The 22,098-nt window shown below is 44.8% G+C and carries 20 protein-coding genes and 1 pseudogene; 11 read left to right on the top strand and 10 right to left on the bottom strand.

The genetic code is table 11. The features are described 5' to 3' along the window. Positions 1-193: 193 nt before the first annotated feature. The 4 genes from SWP_RS01565 to SWP_RS01550 all read left to right on the top strand — a co-directional run bounded on the left by SWP_RS01565 (position 194) and on the right by SWP_RS01550 (position 4,823). Entirely contained in the window at positions 194-1,720 is a 1,527-nt protein-coding gene (locus SWP_RS01565; RefSeq protein ID WP_020910558.1) for a YifB family Mg chelatase-like AAA ATPase, read from the top strand. A 116-nt stretch (positions 1,721-1,836) separates the two neighbouring features. Then, positions 1,837-2,742, top strand: a complete 906-nt coding sequence (locus SWP_RS01560; protein ID WP_020910557.1) for an acyltransferase — start codon at positions 1,837-1,839, stop codon at positions 2,740-2,742. Between the two features lie 5 nt (positions 2,743-2,747). Next, positions 2,748-3,689: an acyltransferase gene (locus SWP_RS01555; protein WP_020910556.1), complete on the top strand. Its 942-nt coding sequence runs from the start codon at positions 2,748-2,750 to the stop codon at positions 3,687-3,689. A 723-nt stretch (positions 3,690-4,412) separates the two neighbouring features. Next, complete coding sequence (locus tag SWP_RS01550) at positions 4,413-4,823, top strand: energy transducer TonB (protein WP_020910554.1); 411 nt, start codon at positions 4,413-4,415, stop codon at positions 4,821-4,823. A gap of 75 nt (positions 4,824-4,898) precedes the next feature. On the opposite strand, the gene SWP_RS01545 is transcribed toward SWP_RS01550, so the two are convergent. Continuing rightward, the gene (locus tag SWP_RS01545; protein ID WP_020910553.1) at positions 4,899-5,987 is read right to left on the bottom strand and encodes a branched-chain amino acid aminotransferase; all 1,089 of its coding nucleotides are present in this window, start codon (positions 5,985-5,987) and stop codon (positions 4,899-4,901) included. Between the two features lie 155 nt (positions 5,988-6,142). Then, positions 6,143-6,415 (bottom strand): hypothetical protein, encoded by a 273-nt coding sequence (locus tag SWP_RS01540; protein WP_020910552.1) that lies wholly within the window; start codon positions 6,413-6,415, stop codon positions 6,143-6,145. Positions 6,416-6,417: 2 nt separating this feature from the next. Here SWP_RS01540 and SWP_RS24745 point away from each other — a divergent pair. Next, positions 6,418-6,900: pseudogene (locus SWP_RS24745) on the top strand (cupin domain-containing protein); the annotation flags it as partial. 76 nt (positions 6,901-6,976) lie between these two features. On the opposite strand, the gene SWP_RS01530 reads toward SWP_RS24745, so the two are convergent. Genes SWP_RS01530 through SWP_RS01515 form a run of 4 tightly spaced genes read right to left on the bottom strand, consistent with a single transcriptional unit; the run spans position 6,977 to position 11,274 of the window. Continuing rightward, positions 6,977-8,164, bottom strand: a complete 1,188-nt coding sequence (locus SWP_RS01530) for a BamA/TamA family outer membrane protein (protein WP_020910550.1) — start codon at positions 8,162-8,164, stop codon at positions 6,977-6,979. Next, positions 8,161-9,459: a DUF4056 domain-containing protein gene (locus SWP_RS01525; protein WP_020910549.1), complete on the bottom strand. Its 1,299-nt coding sequence runs from the start codon at positions 9,457-9,459 to the stop codon at positions 8,161-8,163. Before SWP_RS01525 ends, SWP_RS01530 begins: the two co-directional genes overlap by 4 nt. Then, entirely contained in the window at positions 9,456-10,364 is a 909-nt protein-coding gene (locus SWP_RS01520) for an alpha/beta fold hydrolase (RefSeq protein WP_020910548.1), read from the bottom strand. Before SWP_RS01520 ends, SWP_RS01525 begins: the two co-directional genes overlap by 4 nt. 22 nt (positions 10,365-10,386) lie before the next feature. Next, entirely contained in the window at positions 10,387-11,274 is an 888-nt protein-coding gene (locus SWP_RS01515) for a hypothetical protein (RefSeq protein ID WP_020910547.1), read from the bottom strand. Positions 11,275-11,827: 553 nt separating this feature from the next. Between SWP_RS01515 and SWP_RS01510 the strand changes: the two genes are divergently transcribed. Then, positions 11,828-12,451, top strand: coding sequence for an outer membrane beta-barrel protein (locus SWP_RS01510; protein WP_020910546.1), 624 nt, complete (start codon positions 11,828-11,830; stop codon positions 12,449-12,451). Between the two features lie 170 nt (positions 12,452-12,621). Continuing rightward, positions 12,622-13,338: an SOS response-associated peptidase family protein gene (locus SWP_RS01505; RefSeq protein WP_044555548.1), complete on the top strand. Its 717-nt coding sequence runs from the start codon at positions 12,622-12,624 to the stop codon at positions 13,336-13,338. Positions 13,339-13,375: 37 nt separating this feature from the next. On the opposite strand, the gene SWP_RS01500 is transcribed toward SWP_RS01505, so the two are convergent. The 4 genes from SWP_RS01500 to SWP_RS01485 form a co-directional block, all read right to left on the bottom strand. Then, on the bottom strand, positions 13,376-14,662 hold the full coding sequence (locus tag SWP_RS01500) for an acetyl-CoA hydrolase/transferase family protein (RefSeq protein ID WP_020910543.1): 1,287 nt from the start codon (positions 14,660-14,662) through the stop codon (positions 13,376-13,378). 284 nt (positions 14,663-14,946) lie between these two features. Continuing rightward, on the bottom strand, positions 14,947-16,014 hold the full coding sequence (locus tag SWP_RS01495) for a phosphotransferase enzyme family protein (RefSeq protein ID WP_044555547.1): 1,068 nt from the start codon (positions 16,012-16,014) through the stop codon (positions 14,947-14,949). Between the two features lie 90 nt (positions 16,015-16,104). After that, positions 16,105-16,998, bottom strand: a complete 894-nt coding sequence (locus SWP_RS01490; protein WP_044555546.1) for an NTP transferase domain-containing protein — start codon at positions 16,996-16,998, stop codon at positions 16,105-16,107. A 124-nt stretch (positions 16,999-17,122) separates the two neighbouring features. Then, positions 17,123-18,226, bottom strand: coding sequence for a DUF805 domain-containing protein (locus SWP_RS01485; protein WP_020910540.1), 1,104 nt, complete (start codon positions 18,224-18,226; stop codon positions 17,123-17,125). A 289-nt stretch (positions 18,227-18,515) separates the two neighbouring features. Here SWP_RS01485 and gmk point away from each other — a divergent pair, with 289 nt between their 5' ends. From gmk to SWP_RS01465, 4 genes are all read left to right on the top strand, one after another. Continuing rightward, positions 18,516-19,139, top strand: a complete 624-nt coding sequence (gene gmk / locus SWP_RS01480) for a guanylate kinase (protein WP_020910539.1) — start codon at positions 18,516-18,518, stop codon at positions 19,137-19,139. A gap of 61 nt (positions 19,140-19,200) precedes the next feature. Continuing rightward, complete coding sequence (gene rpoZ / locus SWP_RS01475) at positions 19,201-19,482, top strand: DNA-directed RNA polymerase subunit omega (protein WP_020910538.1); 282 nt, start codon at positions 19,201-19,203, stop codon at positions 19,480-19,482. A gap of 13 nt (positions 19,483-19,495) precedes the next feature. Next, positions 19,496-21,601: a bifunctional GTP diphosphokinase/guanosine-3',5'-bis pyrophosphate 3'-pyrophosphohydrolase gene (gene spoT, locus SWP_RS01470; protein ID WP_020910537.1), complete on the top strand. Its 2,106-nt coding sequence runs from the start codon at positions 19,496-19,498 to the stop codon at positions 21,599-21,601. A gap of 45 nt (positions 21,602-21,646) precedes the next feature. Next, positions 21,647-22,030: a RidA family protein gene (locus SWP_RS01465; RefSeq protein ID WP_020910536.1), complete on the top strand. Its 384-nt coding sequence runs from the start codon at positions 21,647-21,649 to the stop codon at positions 22,028-22,030. Positions 22,031-22,098 lie beyond the last annotated feature (68 nt).

Here is a 22,098-nt window from a genome sequence, read left to right as displayed (position 1 = left end):
CCTTTATCAAACGGAGTTTGATTATCTCAGCCCGGGTGTGGGATGGAATCCCACGACGTTAGTCAGGCGCAGCCCAAAAGCAAACCCAAAGTATGAAATCACAACCAAACCCAACCCAAAAACCACCAAAATTCAAAACTTTGGCTATGCTTGAGCAAACCAACTCCAACTCATAAAACAAAAGGATTTGTTTATGGCCCTCGCCTGTGTTGCCACCCGTGCAAGTAGCGGCGTCGACGCCCCAGCGGTTACCGTTGAAGTCCATCTAAGCAATGGCTTACCCGCTTTCTCGTTGGTAGGGCTGCCCGAGGCTTCAGTCAAGGAAGCCAAAGAGCGGGTTCGCAGCGCTTTAATAAACGCAGGCTTCGAGTTCCCGATGCGCAGAATTACCGTTAACCTTGCTCCCGCCGATCTGCCGAAACAGGGTGGTCGTTACGATCTGCCCATCGCCATTGGCATTCTTGCCGCTTCCAAACAGATCCCGCCACAATCGATTGAGCAGCATGAGTTTGTCGGCGAGTTAGCACTTTCAGGCCATGTGCGTGGCTGCCAAGGCATATTGCCGGTTATTGTTGCGGCAAGCCACGTCAATAGCCTTTTAGTGCTGCCCATTGATAACCGCGCCGATGCTGAATTGGTCGGCTATCAGCGAGTACTGTTTGCCACCCACTTACAATCTTTAGCAGCCTATCTGCAGGGACAGTCAGAGCTGCCAGGTATTGACCCTGGTTTGGAGTGGATAACACCGAATTCAAATAATGATGCTAATACTCACTGCCTTAGCGAAGTGGTTGGCCAGCAACATGCAAAGATGGCACTAGAAATTGCAGCCGCCGGCGGACATAACCTGATGATGCTCGGACCGCCTGGCACAGGAAAAACCATGCTGGCCACACGTATGATGCAACTGCTACCGCCACTGGATTACACCGAAGCGCTTGAGGTGGCTTCGATTCACTCTGTTGCAGGGCAGAACATGTTACCGCAACACTTCTATCAACGTCCTTTTAGAAGCCCACACCATACTAGCTCGGCAATATCATTGGTGGGTGGCGGCGCGATACCAAAGCCTGGGGAGATATCCCTTGCCCATCGCGGTGTGTTGTTTCTCGATGAGGTGGCAGAGTTTCCACGCAAAGTACTTGATTGCTTACGTGAACCGATGGAAACCGGTGAAGTGAGCATCTCCCGTGCGGCCGCTAAGCTGAATTTTTTATGCCGCTTTCAATTAGTCGCAGCGATGAACCCGAGTCCATGTGGTGACGCCGATAACGCCAGAGCCAGCAATGAACAGATCCTGCGATATTTATCTAAGCTTTCGGGGCCATTTTTAGACCGTTTTGATTTAACCATTGACGTGCCTAAACTGCCACTCGGCGCTTTAAATAGCAGTGATATGCAGGCTGAAACTAGTGCTGTTATCGCCCAACGCGTACATGTAGCTAGAGAGGTGCAACTCGCACGCTCCGGCGTACTAAACGCTGAATTAAGTGGTAAGCAGCTTAAGCAGGATGCAAGGTTCAGCAGTGATGATCTGCTATTTCTAGAGGAAAGTGTCAATAAACTCGGTTTGTCGGTTCGCAGTTACCATAGACTGCAACGTGTAGCTCGCACCATTGCCGATCTACAACAGCAACAAGATGTATCACGTGCTCATATAGCCCAGGCGCTAGGTTACCGCGCCGTCGATCGGCTCCTAGCCAGCTTGAAACAGTATTAAGCTTGGTGAATAGAACACATTGTTCGCTGCTTTTATCGGCAAAAATTAACATCTAGATTGAGACAAACTCCGACAACGAGTACTATAGGTCTCCGTTTTTTATCTTGGGGTTGTTAATGGGCGCGATAGTGTCACGCATTCGGGGAAGTTTAGCGTTCTTCTGTTACTTTATTAATACTATTTTTTGGGTTACTCCCATTTTAGTCGTTAGTATTTTTAAGCTAATCCCACTCAACCTCACGCGTACAGCTTGCACCTATTTTCTTGATTTTTGTGCCAGTTCTTGGATCCGCTGTAACGGTGTTATTGAAGATATTTTTCATCGAGTGACCATTGATGTACAAGGTGCTGCACAACTATCAACCAAAGAGTGGTACATGGTAATAGCCAATCATCAGTCTTGGGTCGATATTCTAATTTTACAACGAGTGTTAAATGGAAAGATTCCATTTCTGAAGTTCTTCTTAAAACAGCAACTGATTTTTGTGCCCGTTTTAGGGCTGGCTTGGTGGGCGCTCGACTTTCCTTTTATGCGTCGCTATAGCAATGCCCAACTGCGTAAAAACCCTAAACTGCGTGGCAAAGACATTGAGATCACCCGTAAAGCATGCGCCAAATTTAAGCATAAGCCTGTCAGTGTAATGAACTTTGTCGAGGGCACACGTTTCCACCCTGGGAAGCATAAGAAGCAAAACTCGCCTTTTACTCACCTGCTTAAACCTAAGGCTGGCGGTATGGCTTTTGCGTTGTCGGCAATGGGCGATCATATTCATAAGCTCGTTAATGTGTCTATCTACTACCCTGGAAAAGTGCCAACTTACTGGGAGTTTATTAGTGGTCAAGTTGATGACATTAAAGTGCATATAGAGGTCAGTGAAATTGGCGAATCACTGCGTGGCGATTACATAAAAGATCGTGAATTTAAAATTGAATTTCAGAATCAATTAAATCAAATGTGGCAACAAAAAGACCAGGTGCTTACCCAGTTAGCACAAGCAGATACAAGCAGCAAAGAGGCTTAAGCACAATGTTGAATTTTTTACCCGGCTCACTGTTATATTTTATGAGCACCACTTTATTAATCATCAACACGGTTTTATGGGCCTCGCTTATCTCTATTGGTGGGATCATTAAACTTGTAGTGCCTTTTACTGCGGGTCGCAACGCATTAACCCATTTGATGAATCGTTTTATGTGGGCTTGGGCGACCTGTAATGGCGGTATCTTGCATTTACTTGCGGATATCGAATGGGATATCGAAGGCTTAGAAAATCTTGATAAAAAAAGCTGGTATCTACTGATAAGCAATCATTTGAGTGGTTTTGACATCGCTGCGCAAACCTATGTATTGCGTAATCATATCCCGATGCTTAAGTTCTTTTTAAAGCGCGAGCTGATGTACGTCCCTTTTCTTGGTTTAGGTTGCTGGGCACTTGATATGCCGTTTATGAGCCGCACCAGCCCGGCTAAATTAAAGAAAAACCCTAAGCTTAAAGGTAAGGACTTAGAAAGCACCCGCAAAGCCTGTGAGAAATTCCGCTTTATGCCGACATCAATCATTAACTATGTTGAAGGCAGCCGATTTACTGAAGAGAAACATCGACGTCAAGATTCACCTTACCGCTACTTGCTACGCCCTAAAGCAGGTGGTATCGCCTTTGCGTTATCAGCAATGGGCGAACAGTTTACCAATGTGCTGAACGTAACGGTGCTCTATCCTGAAGTCTTTAAAAAAGATGCTTTGTACGAAGTGATGCATGGCCGCTTGAAGAAGATTGTAGTACGGGTGAAGGTGCTGCCAGTACCAGAAGTGGACAATAAACGTTATTTTTCAGAGTCGAGTTACCGTGTTGAGTTCCAGCGTTGGTTGAATCAACTTTGGCTAGAAAAGGATGAAGAGATCCATCAGTTGATGATAAAACATGGTGCGCCAACGGAGCCGGTAAAAGAGATAGAAACCGCTAACTAACAGCTAGGTTATGTATGCCCATTCAAGGCGCACTCAATACAGTGCGCTTTTTTAACTCAGCTCTCAACTCCAGCCTCGTTTTTATCATTACCCCGCCGCTTAAACTGCTTTACAAACCTTTACTCGCTGTCATCAGCAATTAATCCAACACCCACCACAGACAATATTAGTAGTCATTATCAATAACTTACACCAATCGGTATAAGAAGTTGATCTACTCAGAGTGTTTCTGGCGATCTCATTCCAGGCAGGCTAATTCAAAGTGAGCAATGACACAATGGTTATTCCCTTATGAGTTTATTCAACGCAGAAATTGGAAGCCAATAACACTCTCATTCATTGCTAACTACATGGCCAAGCATATTCCGGACATGCTTAAGGCATTCCCTCACTCCCTCCTTGGAGGTCAGATATAGGAGGTACGAGGGTAAGGATGCTCGAAGCTAGAATAATGCAGGAGCAATTATCGAGAGTCACACAGGAGCAGTTACCGAGGAGCATTTAATGACCTGACTTCAAAGCCGCTAAATTCTCGCTGAGCGATCAAATCTTTTTACTGATTGGTATTAAATACTAAAAAATAGCCAGTGATTGTGCTTAAGCTTGATCGTTATCTCATTACTCTTATTTTGTGTATTCAATGACTAGACACTAATACTTTAGGATTATATATTGGTCAACCATTAACATATAAACAACAAACGTATATTTGGAGTACTAATTATGTCTTTCGACAGACTAAAGACTAACAATGCTTTTGTGGCCTCTTTATTGGTATTCTTTTCTTTAACTGCATGCAGTACCAGCCCCTCCCAGTATAAAAACCAGCACGTACTGCCGTTAGATAGCGCGAGTTTCGCTCAGTATTGGGTGGCAAAAGATAAGCTCATTGATTGGCGTAAGGCTCTACCAGCAGAATTTCACAGTGATTCAAAAGAAAATACCACTCATTATAAAGCATCATTTATCGTTGACAGTCATGGTCAACTGACTCAGTTAGAAATTATCAACAGCGTCACTGGCGAACTGTTAGAGCAAGCAGCTTTAGCTGATATATCCAGCCATGAGTTTTACCCTACGGCACAAAATAGCGCGCTGCAAGCGGTGCAGGTAAATACCAGCTTTCGATTATAATATTGGCTGAAATAGTGTTATGGAAACCATAAAAAAAGCTCCTTTAAGGAGCTTTTTCATATCGAAAAGGAGGGACTAAACTCGACGTTCTACCAATTTAACCCAACCATCAGGCCCAGCAATATGGCCTTTTTGGATTTCAGTCAAGACTTTATAAATGCGCTTGGTATGCTCGCCAACATTGCCATCACCGACCGTAACCACACGATTATCTTCAAAGATATATGAGCCTACTGGCGATACCACTGCTGCAGTACCAAAGCCACCCGCTTCGATAATTTCGCCAGATTCTATATCAGCAATAAATTTGTCTAACATCACTGTTTCTTGGCGAACTTCACAGCCTAGAATCTGACCTAAATCGAGAATGGATTGCGAGGTAATCGACTTCAAAATGGTGTCAGTAAACTTAGGGATGATAATGCTGCCGTCTTTAAGCACATGAAAGTGGTTCATCGCACCCACTTCCTCAATCTGCTTGTTGTTAGCATCTAAATACAGTACTTGCGCTGCGCCATACTCTGCCGCGGCTTTACCCGCCTTAAGTGAGGCGGCATAGTTACCCGCTGCTTTTGATGCGCCAGTGCCACCCGATACTGCGCGGTGGAAGCGCTCACTGATCAGCAGACGAATCGCTTTATCGAAACCATCAGTATAATAAGGGCCACTTGGACTGAGCATCACACAAAAAGTGTATTGTTCACTTGGGCTCACCGATAATCGATCTTCAGTAGCAAATACAAATGGACGAATATAAAGGCAGGCATCTTCCTGCATCGGGAACCATAAACGGTCAACATCAATCAGTGCGTTTATAGCTTCAATTTGCAATGCTTCAGGTATTGCTGGAATACAGATAATGTCTGCAGAGCGGTTTAAACGCTCGGCATTTTTATCAATTCGGAAGGTATAAATTTCGCCATCTTCATGCTGAAAGGCTTTAGCACCTTCAAACACTGATTGACCGTAATGCAACGCAATTGCACCCGGTGCCACTTCAAATGGACCATAAGGTACCACTCTAGGATCACACCACTGCCCATCACGGTAATCCATTAAAAACATATGGTCAGTTCTGAGGTTACCAAAGCCAACATTTGTGGTCGGTTTGAACTGCTCTGTACGGCGCTCTGACGCAGGTTTTAAATTATAGTTTATTTGCATTGCATACCACCTTGAATACTGACTGAGCAGCCTATGCAGTGGTCACAAAAAAGTCAAGTGAAACGCGGGCTAGCATCAATAATTTCAGTCCAAAAATGCAATTCAACTATCGCCAAATTTTATTGAAATTGATGGCTCGACCAGCTTATTCTTACTCATACCGCAGACTGACGACAATCATTCAGTTTTCCAATCGCTAAACAGGTATCACAACTTCGAATTTTTCCTGAGCCTTTATCTAGGAAGGCACAAATTCTTTTACTCAAGCCTTGCATCATCTCTTGGGTAATAGGCTTACGCCACTGATAGTGATTCATTAAGCGGCTGACATGACGATAAGCCAGTACATCTTCGCTAGTAAAATACTGCTCATCCATCAACTTACTCTCAAAAGAAGAGGCCCCTATGTGACCATGCACAACTTCCATACCAGCAGTTCTGTAAAACGCTCGATGATGACGGTAATGTATTAGAAGTTAAAGACTGTGATAAGTCTAAATCACCTGTTGGCTACATCTGGAAAGAGCTTTCTGATAGCCCTACCGTAATTGGTATTACTGATGGTGGTAAATCAGACCATGCACCACATTTCCATGGTCAGCCAGAGTGTTACTACGTCGTCAATGGTGAAGGGCAAACTCTTGCTGATAACCAGTTTAAAAAACTCGGCACTGGTCAATACTTCTATATTCCTGGTGCAACAATACACAACACCCCAATCATGTCAGACAGAGGTTTAGGCATGATGTACTGGTACCCGAACAATGCACATTTCAACGGCTTCAAATACTACTGGCGCAAAAATGTTAAAAACCTAAGCGTAGCAGAAGAAGCATTTGACCGTGTTGATGAGATCCGTAAGCGTGACCTTAACTTAGGCCCATACGGTACCAACGAAAAAGTCTTTAAGTAATCGTTAGTTAAACCACTTTAAAACCGACAATATTAAAAGGGCTCATAAGAGCCCTTTTTCATACATATCAATGCTACTAAAACGCCTCATTGACGTTAAAATAAAAGCCCGTGTCACCATCGCCCCATGCCATATCAAGTCTTAAATTAACCCTAGGTTTAACTTCAAACCGATAACCGACACCTCCATTAGGTAAAAGTTGATTGCTGCTAAACGCACTGACATTATCAGCGATAGCACCAACACCACCCCAAAAAACCATGCCGTGACGACCTGGAAGATTAAGTCGATACTCCAGTTGAGTCATCAACATCTGTTTATCTCGGTAACGTCCCGAAGTATAGCCACGCAGTAAGTCCCCGCCACCCGCCTTTGAAAGTTGATCCCAAGGAACATCACCGGAGGTAAACCGACCACGCACTTGCCAAGCTAATACGTCTTCTCCACGGCCAGTTTTCAGGTACTCGCTATACAGCGCATTATAAACATCGAAGTCCGTTTTACTGCCCAGATACTGCCGATAGAAAGCCGCATCAATCTCCAAGATCCGCCCGGATTGTGGATTCAGCACGTTATCTCGACTGTCGTGATTCGCAAGTAGATTCACACCGACACTGCGGGAGCTATCTTGTAATATCTCGGTCCCTACACTTGAATCTAAAGGGTTAATGCTATCTGCGCTGGCGTAGCTAAAATCAAATCCGATACCAACAAAACTGGTAGGACTCATGCGCTGTAGCAACATAGGATTGACCGACATGATGCGCTGATTGAACTCAACCCGATTAACGTCACTATGATTATTATCGTAGCCAATACCATAAAACACATCCGGTGCGTCAAAAAACTCAGCGTTGAGATAGAAGCGTTGCCTGTCTTGGTTAATGAAGGTCTTATTGGCAATGGCGACACCTAAAGCGCCGTTAGTGGATGCCAAGCCATTGATGACGAGTGAGGATAGTTGGCTAACCTCATCATCGGAGTCGTATTGGTATAAACCCACCGCAGAGATCCCCACCCCCAAGTCCATCTCGGGGTTATAGAAAGGCCCCGGCAGATAACTAAAATCTATAAGCTTGTCAGAGTCAAACTCGCCATCTGCACCAAGAGTCGCTAAAAAATCTTCCAGCCAGCCTTGTGATTCAGCGTCCGAGTGCTGCTCCGGAGGAGTAACCTGCTCACTAGCGTCTGCGATTGCAGTGCTCAGCGCGAAAATAAGCCCACAGCAGACCCCGACAGCTTTGGCGCTATAACTCATACTCATGGTTGCACCGCTAATTCACTAAGGTGCGGCGCCGTCTGCTCTATATGTTCAGCTAACTCAATATTGTCTTGAGTTTGGTTGTATTCACTGATGCGATAGAAATCCTTGTGACTAAACCCATTGCGCCACAACGACTCAGGAATGTGCCCAAAGCTGGCTTGGAATTTGTCCGCCACCAGCAGTTTTTGCTCGGCGATGGCATCGATATCGATACCATGTAGGGTGTTAGTCAGCGCGAGGTGATGCGGTTGAACATCAGCCTGATAGAGTTTGCTAACCTCCATCCACTGAGCATGTGATTTTGCCAGCGCCTCCGGTACCAAATAGGGCGATTGCTTATCCCCTAACTTGTAGTGACGTTTCAGCAACATAAACTTGCTCGGAAGCGGCTGCTTGGAGTCCCACCACACGCCATCAATCACATCAAACATGGCATTGGTTTGCGCTATCGTTACCGGCTCTAACCAGTCGAGCGTCGCGCTGAGCCATTGGGTCATATGCTGGTTATACAGCTCCTTATTCATCGCCAGATTATTGCTTAGCAAAGCCAGTGCTATTTTGGCCCCCAACATGTTGGAATACAGATCTTCAGGCGAGTAAGCAGATACCGCTTCAGACCAAGGTGCCCAGCTACGGTAACCATGCCACTGGGCGATCTCATGAGCTTCTGCCATAAAGTATGCCTGCCTGACAGCAATAGTCGCAGCCACCTCCCAACGCTGAGCTGCGGTTAACCCTTGGGTATCAAAGGCCGTCAACTCTATGGTGCGAGGTCCTATCTCATTAGGTAATACAATAGATTGAGCTTGCCCTAACTTGGGGAAAATACGATAGAACAATGCAACCGCATTGTCGGCAGTATCTCGCACATGGGCCAAATCGATAAAGCCGCCGCGCAACGTATAGATCTGGCCGTTGTTTTCTCCACCACGACTGCCATTAGGTGCATCTTTCTGATAGCTAAATGTGCCCGCCTCAAAAGCATGTGGCCCAACGCTGTTGACCGCTAGGGTATTGGCATAGCGAAAGAATGGCACTGATATTGACGCTACTTGCACTTTTTGAGCATTACCAAATGCGCAGCAAGGCCGAACATCTTCCGGCATCCGCACCAATGGTAAGTCTTGCAGCACAACCTCACCCAACAGTAATGGATCCGGCTCGTTATCGAGTGCCGCAGCAACTGCTGTTTCACTCGGTAGCGCGCGCACTTGCCAGTCAGCACTGCTGCATCCAGCCAGTAATAATAGCGCTATAATCGTGATGAGCTGCAGGTTAATCTGAGTTGGCATCATTGGATGAATGCCTTAATAGCGCGACTGATGATATCTGGATGGTCATTACTCAACCCATGGGCAGCTTCGGGAATAACCACGATTGGCGAATTAAGGTAATCAGCGAGTTGAATGCCAGATGCCAATGGAAATACGACATCATGCTCGCCCCAGATAAGCATGCTTGCGGGCAGGGTCTCGATGTTAATATTGCTCGCAATACGATCTCTATCTTCAGTTAAGCCACCGATAAGCTGACGTTTTTCATCAAGATGTTTAGCAAAATAGCGATCATAAATAGCACTGTCGATAAAGCTCGGATACCAAGGGAAATCGATAAATGTTGCTTCCAATAAACGGCGCATCTGCTTAGGTGTTCGCGGCACAAAAATATCACTTGCGTCCGCAACCCCAAAACGCTGATTCAATGCCGCCAAGTCGGCATTTGAGAACAATACTCCAGGACTTGCCAATAGCACTGCTTTATCTACTTTCGGTTCATTAATCATTAAATCAAATGTGACAAAACCGCCATAAGAGATCCCAACAACATTGACCTTATCAAGTTCGAGCTTATCGATAAGCTGGGTCATTGCTTTAGACTGCACTTCTAGGCTCGGTTTAGCCTGGCTCACTGAGTCGCCAAACCAAGCAAGATCGGGTGCTATTACGTGGTAGTTTTGACTCAGTTGCAGCATCACCTGCTGCCAGCTAGTCACGGCACTGCCACCAAAACCATGAATAAGTAGTACGGTTTTGCCCTGCCCAGCTTGCCAATAGTTAAGCGTGCCCCCCTCATAGAGAGTGACTTGTTGCTGCACAAAACCAGCTTCCATCAGTAATGACTTTTCAGTCGAGTCGACCTTATCGACGATAGAACATCCAGCCGCCAGTAACACAAAAAGTAATAGATTTATTACCCGCATAACTCCCCCTGCCATTCGTAAGCTAGAAACGGTAGCCTAATCCCATCATAAAGCTGGTTCGGGTGCCGAAACCCAACTCCAGCAACAGATCGATATTTTTAGTAATCCCCACCTGACCACCAAGTAATCCATTCCATTTATCTTCAAGATGCTGGTTTACTTCAAATTTCGCATTACCCAGTGGAATGCCTATATCTCGTAAGTAACCGCTAAATGTTTGCTCAACATTTTGATACATAGCGCCAACCCAAACTTGAATGTCACGCTGGTTATAACTCGTCCTGTAACCCGCTCGAGGGGAGACGACAATACTGCTGATCTCGCCATCTAAAATATCTAAGTTTGTGTTGGTGTAATTAACATCCAGTAGTGCAAACCAGTTGCCGATACCACCAACTAACGTACCGCCAACGCCATAAGTAGTGCCTTTGAAGTTGAGTTCAAAATCAAAAGGATCACTGGTGCCAAAACAAGGAGCGACCAAGCAGGCAGCCGGCGGCAAAATGGTTGACCAGTCAGCTTCTAACTGCACATTGGCGACGCTACTCCCTTTTGTATGCCCAATAAGGCCATAAAGATTTAAGAACGGCAGCACCCAAGCATCCGCTCTAAATGTAATTGTCTCCGAGTCTTGCTGTGCTTCGCTGCCCTTAATACTCAGCAAGTCGTCAAGACCACCAAGTCCAGTGAATGAGACGGAATCTACAACTAGCGGCTGCTCCATGGTCATATAATTAAAAGTAAAACCGTAGGGCTTTGGCAGTTCATGACCAAGATCTATCGCTTCTTGAGCCCAAATAGGAAAAGTACGGTCATAGCGCTCTTTATGAGGCTCCCGCTCTATTGCGTTAGCAGATGTCATACACAGCAGCATCGACGATACCGCCATAATTTTTAAAAAATTAAGCATGTCTAGATTGAGCCTATAAAGAAATAATGAGGTAAATGATGTTTAAATGAAGGTCAAACGGGTTGAACTTAAACCAAACAATCCATTAGCAATGGGTAATTATTACCCATTAAACTGAAGTGATGCTGAAGTTAAACTTAGAACACCCATAAATAGAGTTGAAAATCTAAGCCCACTAACTTTAAGTTTACGATCTCGGCATTTGAGCTGAAGTTGTCATTTACCAGTCAGCACTTTTGACTAATAAAAATACTTATTTTCTTGCTCTTCAAGCTGAACATAAGCATAACAGCCGTCAATGGATCTAAAACAAGTTGCCATTTAGCGACACCAATACTTATTACTATCAATTCCAATATATAATTTAAACTATATAGATCAAATATTTAACGGTATCGCATTCTGTTACTTATAGCTAAAACAGAAAACAGAACGATCGCTAATATCATTCAGTTATTATTCAGCTACTGTCCCCTACTATGGCTCCAACAAAACGAAACACCAGATTGGCAATTAGCACAATCAAACTATTTATTAGTGTGGGAGCACAAACATGAAAACTAAATCACTTATCTTAGCGTCAGTATTCGCAACAGCAATTTCAGCACCAACAATGGCAGCTGATTGGTTTATCGGTGGCGGCGTCGGCGCACAAGAGAACACCTACAAAGGTTCTTACGTGCCAGAAGTTCAAAACCCTATTGCAGGTGGTCCACAAACAGAATCTGTCAAAGAAACTGATAGCAATGCAGTTTATGAACTAAGAGCCGGTGTTTACTTAAATGACAACAACCGTGTATACGGTACTTATTCTTACAACTCAGATGATTTCACGAAGCAGCAAAGCTTTTTAATGTCATATGATTACCTAGTTGGACTTGGCGATAGCAACAAGCTGAACTGGTTTATTGGTGCAACAGCGGGTATGAACCACATTAGTCCAGATGCGAGCTCACTAGAGTCCAAGAACAAATTCGTATGGGGTGGCCAAACGGGTATCATGTACAAAATAAACGACAAACTCAGTACTGAAATTGGTTACCGTTACTTAAAGCAAGATTATGATGTCGATAATAGCCCAGTACCTACACCATACAACGGAGCAGTACCAGGCTCAGAAACAGCTTCGCTAAATGACAGCCAACAACTATATCTATCAGTAGACTACCGCTTCTAAGCGAGTCGAAAATAGATAACAGCCTAACGCTAGCGCAACAGGCAAACAAAAATCCAGCAATGTATTTTGTTGGATTTTTTGTATCTGTAACTGTCTTGTCAGCTCAAGCACCATTAAATAAATAACTGTGCTACGTTAAAGCTAAGACTACGGCTTAAAAGAGAGTACTGATGTGCGGACGACTTAATGTTATCGATGATATGTTTGTACAGGCATTGATGGAAGATCTGCGTATTAATAACAGTGAGGAGATGCTGTTTTCTCGCTTCAAAATGCCCACAAATGATATCAGTATTGTACGTGAACACAATGGCGAACGATTTTTGCAAACAGCCTCGTGGTGGCTGCTACAACAGACCACTTATGATGGCTTTAAACCAAGTCGATTTACCTCATTTAATACCCGCTATGACAAGCTCAACCAGCCGAACAGCGCAGGCTATAGTGCCTTTCGGGAAAGTCGTTGTATTGTGATTGCCAAAGGGTTTGGTGAAACAGAAAAATCTGATTCAAGCACTGTTTACCATGATTTTATCGCTGAAGACGCTGCAATTGCTTTTGGTGGTTTATTTAGAGAATGGCAGCATCCAAGAACAGGTGAGAGCTTAACTTCCTGCTCTATTATCACCAACGCTCCACATCCCGACTTAATGCCTTTTCATCGTAAGGCGAGTCCGATGATCTTGCCTCAAGATGAACCAACAATGAATGCTTGGCTAAATCCTAATAATCACCAGGTAGATATGTTTGCTGAGCTACTACTCCCAGCCCTTAGGCATGATTTCATCGCTCAGCAAATCGATAAACCCAGTAAATACAACCCGATTGGTAAGCCATCGAGGCTTACCCCTAACGATTTTCTCGCAGCGCAACACGCTGGCCTTTAATCGTTATTGCCTTAGCTGCTGCAATTAACTGTCTCGCTTATACTGTTAAGCCCCAAACATCGAAAGTCTCGCGCCGTAATTGCTCTCTAAAGTCGGGATGCGCAATGGCAATTAAATCACGCGCCCTTTCACGCAAGGACTTGCCTCTTAAGTTGGCAATACCGTATTCAGTGACAATATAGTGCACATGCGCGCGAGTCGTAACCACTCCAGCACCAGGCGATAACACCGTCGATATTCGAGATACCGAGCCCCGAGCAGCAGTACTAGGCAACGCTATGACCGAGCGCCCCCCATCAGATAAACCAGCTCCGCGGATAAAGTCCATCTGCCCACCCACGCCAGAGTATATTTTAGTGCCTAAAGAGTCAGCGCAGATCTGCCCTGAAATATCCACCTGTAGGGCCGAGTTTATCGCCATCATATTGGGGTTCTTACGTATTATCGAGGTGTCGTTAACCTGTTCAATATCCATAAAAATTACCGATGGATTATCATCAACATAATCGTAGAGTCGCTGACTTCCTAGTGCAAAACCAGTGACAATCTTGCCCGGATGTACTTTTTTACAGCGATTAGTGATCACCCCTTGTTCAATTAGATTAAGCACTCCATCAGAGAATAATTCAGTGTGTACTCCAAGGTTTTCATGCTCAGTTAAACATGAGAGCACCGCATCTGGAATGGCGCCTATTCCCATCTGCAGGCAATCTCCGTCACGCACTAGCTTGGCAACATTTTTACCAACAGCCAGACTGACTTCATCACTCGCTGCTAGTGGGTGCTGAGGTAACGCCATGCTCTGCTCAAATACCGCGGCGAATTTATCATAATGGATAAAACCATCGCCATGGGTACGCGGCATTTGTGGATTGATATGAGCAATGATTTTCTTCGCCACTTGACAGGCTGCCAGCGTGGCCTCTACTGAGATCCCTAAAGAACAGATCCCATGTTTATCAGGTGGCGATACTTGAATAATGGCAGTATCAATAGCTTGCTCTCCAGAACGAAATAATTTGGGTACTTCGGAAAGGAAGATCGGTACATAGTCAGCGTCCCCTTGCTGCAGCAATGATCGTGTTGGCAAACCACCAAAGTAACAACGATGTCGCAGATGCCCTATAAGCTTTTCATCACTCAAAGACTCCGCACATTCAGTGTGCAATTGTAACAAGGTTAAGTCATGTTTAGTCAGCGCGTGCTCAGCAAGAGCATTAAGTAACAGTGTTGGGGTTGCCCCCATAGAATGGGTCCAAAGTGTTTCACCACTTTCGATTAAAGACACAGCTTGTCTCGCACTACTGCAGATAATTGGAGCCATCTAAGATACCTAATATGATTATTATGTCGGCAGTGTAGGAGGTTCCAGCGTTCATTAACAGCAGTTAGAGCTACCAGTTAACAATGGTTTGATCTTAAACAATTCAACCAAATATCATGCTATACCAATTGCATTAAATATTGAGTCAATTCAGAGGCACACTATCTTTTCAATTTGAAGCGCATTGATTAAAAAGAACAGCCATTATCTTGTCCATCAATAATGGTACTAGCCCCTGGTAAAGTTAACGGTTGGCCATTAGACAAACTGCTATTTAGGCGTGTCTAGTTTAGGTAGGCACTTAATATATCCTGTTGTTCCAACAAACTCTGATACAGAGTGAATTGATTTTCAGCACGTTCGAGGTTATGCCCCTGATGATGGATATGGAAATAAACGTCTCCGTTTAGGTGGTCAGTTAGAAACCTCACGCCGATCATTAAACACATGACTTTGGCACCTAACCATAAGCTACGACGTTCAAGCTCAGATAGCACAGGGGCTAACTCGCCCAAATACCCATTACAGATAGCGGCAAAGATAGACTCGCGCACTGTAACCTTATCTAATGCGGTTGAGTCTTCCTCTTCAGGGCTACAGAAAGTACGTACCATGTCACCAAAGTCATACATCAAGTAGCCTTTCATGCAAGTATCAAGGTCAATAATCGCCATACTGGTCATATCGCGCTTATCAAACAGCATATTGTTGATCTTGGTATCGTTATGGCAAATTCGGCGTGGCAGTTTTGCTTCAACCTCAGCAAGTTCGTGCAGTAGTTCAGTTTGCGCCATCACCATATCAACCCAGTGCTGACAAACGCTCAGTCGTCCTTGGCTATCGTTAGCTGCAGCAAGCGATAACTGTTCGATTCGACCAGGAAGGTGATGGAAGTTTGGAATAACATCAACGATAAGCTCGGCATCAAGATCGCTTAGTGAGCAGGAAAAGTGACCGAAGGCTTTAGCCGCAATTTCGGCATGAGCTTCGGTACTAACAACATCTACACTATGACTGTGGGGCAAATAATTAATCGCTCGCCAGAAACCATCTTCACCGAGATCAACTGCAAGCATACCTGTCTGAGTCTGCTCAGGAGAAACGACTTGCAACTGGTACTGCTGTTGCTGGTTCTTTAGCGTTAAATGGCGACTGATCCTATCAGCATTACTAACCAAAGCATCGGGAGTGGTAAAGACTTGAGTGTTGATTTTTTGCAGCACAAATTCTCGTACAGGGCTCCGCACAAGAAAAGTATGGTTTATATGGCCATTACCTAATGGTGAAACTTTGGCATTATCCATCTGCTCACCAAAGTGCGACAAAACGTTCTGTCTTATAAAATCAATCACCCAACTCTCCAGTTTCTGTCAATATCGTTGCTTCGACCTGTTTTTGGTGCAGGTTTTCCATGCAAACTCATTATGTATTAGCAACGGCGTTTAAACTGCCGCTAATTTTTCAAATAATTTCTGTTTAACCCAGTTAGCATCTTCAGGATAGGTAACACCATACCAAGACTCCTGCGCCACGCTGACATTCACATTACGTGTGTCTTCGCTTGTAAGATTTTGCTGTAATCTCGCTTGCACGACACTAGGCAGGTAGCACTCACTTTTAGGCTCTCTACCATACCCAATAATAAAGTCAGTTAGCTGCGCTTCAATCACTGCAAAAATATCGGCGTTAAAGCCCCAGCATGTCATCGATACTAAAGCATCACTAACAATGGTTTGCTGTTTACCTGCAAAAGTACCAACTAGCTCATTAGCATGAGACTGAATATCTAGCCACTCAGCAACGTCAACAAGTTTGCCGTTTTTGACTTCACACAAACCACGGTTAACACCACCGTTTTCAGATAGGGTCAAATGGATTGGATAGGCTACCATCATCCAATCGCTAGCGCTTTTAACAAGGCCTTGAGCTAACAATGAAAATGCACTATCGCCATAATAATCATCGGCATTAATCACCGCCATAGGGCCCGTAACCTGCTTTCTCGCACTCCATAGGGCGTGTGCTGTACCCCATGGTTTTTTACGTGCTGCTAAATCAACATAATGCGTCACCGCCTCTGGCAAGTCGTCCAGTGACTGAATGCAATAATCACAATGGAAACCCTGTGGTAATTTATCAGCTAAGAGTAGATCTAAGCTGGCAGCAAGTTCGGGGCGGATAACTAACACAGCACGAGTAAAGCCCGCTTTGTAAGCGCTACGGAGCGACAGTTCCAGCATGGTTTCGTCATTTGGCCCCAACCCCGCAAGCTGCTTGTCACCACCAAAGCGTGAGCCTAAACCCGCTGCTAGAATCACTAAGGTTAAATCAGCCATTTTGCCATCCATCAAATCTGCTGGTATATGCTGTTAGCGTAAGCGATTACGCAAAAGTTAAGGCGAAGCAGTTTAATGACTCTCCCTTGCAATTTCCAGTCATACCTAACCACAATACGCTAAGTTATAAATAAGTGGCGAATGCAGCAACCTTTCCGATTGCGGCTTGGCTGCCTTTAAGGCTGAAATTATAACCACAGAGACTCACATTTCCACGGCGCGCCATATCAACAATAATCGCCTTAGTATCAAGCGGGGAAAAACGAGCTTCGGTGCCAGTATCGGCTAATAAGTCGACCTCAACAGGGCGATACTCAGTACCATTATTAAACTTAAGCGCAGCACATGTTCTATCACCTTTCGCAGTAGCAAGAGACCATAGCGTTGTCGGTGTTCCTGTCTCTCCTAGCCACCTGACGATCAGAACATCATCTTCAAGTATTAGACTAAAGCCGTCCGGCAAGGTCGTCATTTTGCGTTCAACAGCAGGCTCCTTTGCTAAAGATTCTACCTCAGCAGTAGTTTGCTCTGCGGCACTAGCATCATCAGTCGGTATTAGCGACCAAATACTTAATAACAACATACAAACCAATAAAGATGCCACTCCCGAGAAAGCCATTTTTTGATTGGCCATCAGCCAGCGCTGTATTTTAATAAAGCTGCTACTATTTAAGCTTGCTCCCTGCGCAGGTGAATCTGTTGCACTGCCATTAGCTAGCTCTGCTTCAAAATCAGATTCCGAGTTCGAAAAAGAAGTCGTTGCGGCTTCTGGTTTATTCTCGCTGGCAGTTAACGTTGGCTCAACACGTACCCTTGAACCTTTTGCAACTGCACGGTCGACGATTTTAATAGGACCAGAATATCCCTGTCGGTAACTAGCCTTTGAAATAGAGGGTAAAATAGCGATGTAACCTATCGCGAGCGCCGCAAACACCATAAAGGTAAGCAGTAGCATCACACTGTCTATATGCACTAATGTAAGTAATATCAAGATAAATGGAGTCAGCGTTAATGCAATCAAGCGTGGCGTTTTTCCACTATCACGTAATCGTCTATAACTAGTTAAGCCTAAAATGGGTAGTAATAGCATACCAACAACATACAATGCAGCTGTAGAACCCAGTAGTACCGCAGCCAATAACAAAACAAAGAAAATCAATCCGCTGATGACAGCAAAGCGCTGACCATTATCACGACCTACCATACAAAAAAGTGCTGAAAACTGCATACCTTGATATACCTACCATCTCAATGAATTCTGAATAAAAGTGGATAGCTTCCCACTTAACTGTATTTATGCTCAGGCGAAAACATAAAACTCTAGCCTACCCAATTTTGCTTGAGGATGTCAGTGTTTTAGCCGTATACAGCGAAATTAGCCCTAAAAATAACGTTAAGCACTAAATTATGCTTGAGCCCGCTGTCATGACTAGCGTAAATATCATCCTAGACTGTATAATGCGCGGCTAAATCTTTTCACTCGCCCAATATGGGCATACGTACCGGATAGGCAAACAATGACTGCACGCGGAAATCTATTTATCGTTTCAGCGCCAAGTGGCGCAGGTAAATCATCACTGATATCAGCTCTTTTGAAAGACCAACCCGCTGATATGCAAGTGTCTGTGTCGCATACCACCCGCCAACCTCGTCCAGGTGAAGAGCATGGTCAGCACTATCACTTTGTTAATCAAGATGAGTTTAAAAGCCTAATTGCTGAAAATGCTTTTTTTGAATGGGCAGAGGTTTTTGGTAATTACTACGGCACTTCACGAGTTACCATTGAGCATACATTGGCAAAAGGTATCGACGTATTTCTCGATATTGATTGGCAAGGCGCTCAGCAAGTGAAAAAAGTGATGCCTGAATCCATCGGTATTTTCATTCTTCCCCCTTCACGTGCTGAGCTAGAGCGCCGTCTTACTGGGCGTGGCCAAGATAGCCAAGAAGTGATTGCAGGCCGGATGGCACAAGCTGTTTCAGAGATGTCGCACTATAATGAGTATGATTTTATTTTAGTGAACGATGATTTCGACAAAGCGCAGAGCGATCTTTTAGCTATCATTCATAGCCAAAGATTAACCACTGCTAGCCAAATTCATACGCAAAATGATATGATTAAAGATCTGTTGGCAGACTAACTGTCTTCATGTACAATTTTGCGTCATTTTTTCAATCGATAAAACACTGGAGTTTCCAAACATGGCTCGCGTAACTGTAGAAGACGCCGTAAACAAAATCGGCAACCGTTTTGATATGATTCTGGTTGCAGCGCGTCGTGCTCGCCAAATCGCCGTGCAGGGTAAAGACCCTATGGTTGAAGAAGAGAACGACAAGCCAACGGTTATCGCGCTACGCGAAATCGAACTAGGTTTAGTCACAGCTGATACTTTGGATGCCGATGAGCGCCAGACAGTTCGTGAACGTGAAGCAGCTGAAATTGCTGCCGTTGCTGCCATCGCTGAAGGCCGTAACGCTATATAAGGAGTAGAGTCACTTGTATCTGTTTGAAGGTCTCAAGGAGTCTGCTTCAGGTTATTTAGAACCTGAACAGGTAGAATTACTCAAGCAGGCCTATCAGGTGGCGCGCGATGCCCATGAAGGTCAGATGCGCACGAGTGGCGAACCTTATATTACTCATCCGGTTGCGGTAGCCCGCATCCTGGCCGATATGCGTCTCGATCATGAGACGCTTATGGCCGCACTCTTACATGACACCATCGAAGACACCCCCGTTACCAAAGAGGAACTGGCTGAAATATTCAGTGAGTCTATTGCCGAATTGGTGGAAGGTGTATCTAAGCTCGACAAGCTAAAATTTCGCGATAAGAAAGAAGCGCAAGCTGAAAACTTCCGCAAAATGATGATGGCGATGACCCAAGATATTCGCGTCATCTTAATCAAACTTGCCGATAGAACGCATAACATGCGTACCTTAGGTGCTTTGCGCCCCGATAAACGTCGCCGTATTGCCCGTGAAACCCTCGAAATTTACGCTCCAATCGCCAACCGCCTTGGTATTCATAATATTAAGAGTGAGTTAGAGGATTTAGGTTTTCATGCCTACTATCCGATGCGCTACCGTGTATTAAAAGAGGTGGTAAAAGCCGCACGAGGTAATCGTAAAGAGTTAATCCAAAGTATTGAAGCTGCTGTTGGCACTCGACTCGAAGACACTGGCCTTGAAGGCACTGTCAAAGGCCGTGAAAAGAATCTTTATTCCATCTATAACAAGATGCGCAACAAAGAGCTGCAGTTTCAAGAAGTCATGGATATCTATGCCTTCCGAGTCATCGTTGACTCCATCGATACCTGTTACCGCGTTATGGGAGCCATGCATGGCCTCTACAAACCCCGTCCAGGTCGATTCAAAGATTATATCGCTATCCCTAAAGCCAACGGCTATCAGTCACTGCATACTTCACTATTTGGTCCTCACGGCGTGCCAGTTGAGATCCAGATCCGTACTGAAGATATGGACCAAATGGCTGATAAAGGGGTCGCAGCACATTGGCTATACAAGAAAGGCAGCTCGGCAGAACAAGGCACCACAACGCAAGTTCGTGCGCGTAAGTGGATGCAGAGCCTGCTTGAACTACAACAAAGCGCCAGTACCTCTTTTGAATTCGTAGAAAACTTTAAGACCGAGCTTTTTCCTGAAGAGATCTACGTGTTTACCCCTGAAGGCCGTATCCTAGAACTCCCCGTTGGCGCCACCGCCGTAGACTTTGCTTATGAAGTGCATACGGATGTCGGCAATACTTGTGTTGGTGCTCGCGTCAATCGCCAAGCATACCCATTAAGCCAACCGTTAATTTCAGGCCAGACAGTTGAGATCATCACCGCAAAAGGTGCTCGCCCTAATGCTGCATGGCTCAACTTTGTGGTGACAGGTAAAGCTCGCGCTAAAATTCGTCAACTGCTAAAGAGTCTTAAAGAAGATGATGCGGTTCTACTCGGCAAGCGCCTGTTGAACCATGCGTTAGGCGATACTAAGCTCGATGACTTGCCTAAAGAGCAAGTTGAAAAAGTGGTCAATGATACTAAGCACAATACACTTGATGAACTACTCGCCGATATCGGCTTGGGTAATGCAATGAGTATTGTTATCGCCCAGCGTTTACGTGGCGATCAAGTCGATGCGCAAGAGGCAAGAGAGTCACATACCATGCCGATCCGCGGCGCTGAAGGTATGTTGGTGACATTTGCTAATTGCTGTCGCCCAATTCCTGGTGATGCGGTTATTGCCCATGTTAGCCCAGGTAAAGGCTTAGTGGTACATATGGAAAGCTGCGCCAATATCCGCGGCTACCAAGGTGAACCCGACAAGTATATCCCTGTACAGTGGGACAGCGCTGAAGGCGTTGAGTATCAAGCTAACTTACGAGTAGAGATCGTTAACCACCAAGGTGCATTAGCTAAGATCACCTCAATTGTTGCTGCTGAAGGCTCGAATATTCATAACTTAACCACAGAAGAGCGCGATGGGCGGGTATTCCTTATCAACCTGCGTATTTCTGTGCGAGATCGTATTCATTTAGCTAACGTGATGCGCCGTATTAGGGTTCTGCCTGAAGTACTGCGAACTTCACGTAACCGCTAGCTCATTTAACTTAAACATTAGTTTACTTAATACAAAGGGAAGATCATGGCAAAGAAGATTATCATTGCAACCGACAAAGCGCCGCAAGCTATCGGTACATACTCTCAAGCAGTTAAAGTAGGCAGTACGGTTTATCTATCAGGTCAGATCCCACTGAACCCAGAAACAATGGAAATGGTTAGCGATGAATTTGATGCGCAAGTCGTACAGGTTTTTGAAAACCTAACAGCTGTTTGTGCTGCTGCTGGCGGTTCATTAAGCGATATTGTTAAACTCAATATCTTTATGACAGACCTAAGCAACTTTGCGACGGTAAACGAAATTATGGGTCGCTACTTTGAGCAACCTTACCCAGCTCGTGCAGCAATCGGTGTTAGCCAACTTCCAAAAGGCTCATTAGTTGAAATGGACGGCGTAATGGAAGTGTAATTCCATTCCATTGACTAAAGAATCGGGCGCTACGGCGCCCTTTTTATTGATAAAAAAGTTTGGTAAAA

The sequence above is a fragment of the Shewanella piezotolerans WP3 genome, from assembly GCF_000014885.1.
GTDB lineage: Bacteria > Pseudomonadota > Gammaproteobacteria > Enterobacterales > Shewanellaceae > Shewanella > Shewanella piezotolerans.
The sequence above is the reverse complement of the archived record's forward strand: the minus strand, read 5'-3'. Positions and strand labels throughout refer to the sequence as shown.

Excerpts from the sequence above, each read along its gene's own strand:
- SWP_RS01565 (WP_020910558.1), top strand. The coding sequence starts at position 194 with ATGGCCCTCGCCTGTGTTGCCACCCGTGCAAGTAGCGGCGTCGACGCC.
- SWP_RS01560 (WP_020910557.1), top strand. The coding sequence starts at position 1,837 with ATGGGCGCGATAGTGTCACGCATTCGGGGAAGTTTAGCGTTCTTCTGT.
- SWP_RS01555 (WP_020910556.1), top strand. The coding sequence starts at position 2,748 with ATGTTGAATTTTTTACCCGGCTCACTGTTATATTTTATGAGCACCACT.
- SWP_RS01550 (WP_020910554.1), top strand. The coding sequence starts at position 4,413 with ATGTCTTTCGACAGACTAAAGACTAACAATGCTTTTGTGGCCTCTTTA.
- SWP_RS01545 (WP_020910553.1), bottom strand. The coding sequence starts at position 5,987 with ATGCAAATAAACTATAATTTAAAACCTGCGTCAGAGCGCCGTACAGAG.
- SWP_RS01540 (WP_020910552.1), bottom strand. The coding sequence starts at position 6,415 with ATGGAAGTTGTGCATGGTCACATAGGGGCCTCTTCTTTTGAGAGTAAG.
- SWP_RS01530 (WP_020910550.1), bottom strand. The coding sequence starts at position 8,164 with ATGAGTATGAGTTATAGCGCCAAAGCTGTCGGGGTCTGCTGTGGGCTT.
- SWP_RS01525 (WP_020910549.1), bottom strand. The coding sequence starts at position 9,459 with ATGATGCCAACTCAGATTAACCTGCAGCTCATCACGATTATAGCGCTA.
- SWP_RS01520 (WP_020910548.1), bottom strand. The coding sequence starts at position 10,364 with ATGCGGGTAATAAATCTATTACTTTTTGTGTTACTGGCGGCTGGATGT.
- SWP_RS01515 (WP_020910547.1), bottom strand. The coding sequence starts at position 11,274 with ATGCTTAATTTTTTAAAAATTATGGCGGTATCGTCGATGCTGCTGTGT.
- SWP_RS01510 (WP_020910546.1), top strand. The coding sequence starts at position 11,828 with ATGAAAACTAAATCACTTATCTTAGCGTCAGTATTCGCAACAGCAATT.
- SWP_RS01505 (WP_044555548.1), top strand. The coding sequence starts at position 12,622 with ATGTGCGGACGACTTAATGTTATCGATGATATGTTTGTACAGGCATTG.
- SWP_RS01500 (WP_020910543.1), bottom strand. The coding sequence starts at position 14,662 with ATGGCTCCAATTATCTGCAGTAGTGCGAGACAAGCTGTGTCTTTAATC.
- SWP_RS01490 (WP_044555546.1), bottom strand. The coding sequence starts at position 16,998 with ATGGCTGATTTAACCTTAGTGATTCTAGCAGCGGGTTTAGGCTCACGC.
- SWP_RS01485 (WP_020910540.1), bottom strand. The coding sequence starts at position 18,226 with ATGCAGTTTTCAGCACTTTTTTGTATGGTAGGTCGTGATAATGGTCAG.
- gmk (WP_020910539.1), top strand. The coding sequence starts at position 18,516 with ATGACTGCACGCGGAAATCTATTTATCGTTTCAGCGCCAAGTGGCGCA.
- rpoZ (WP_020910538.1), top strand. The coding sequence starts at position 19,201 with ATGGCTCGCGTAACTGTAGAAGACGCCGTAAACAAAATCGGCAACCGT.
- SWP_RS01465 (WP_020910536.1), top strand. The coding sequence starts at position 21,647 with ATGGCAAAGAAGATTATCATTGCAACCGACAAAGCGCCGCAAGCTATC.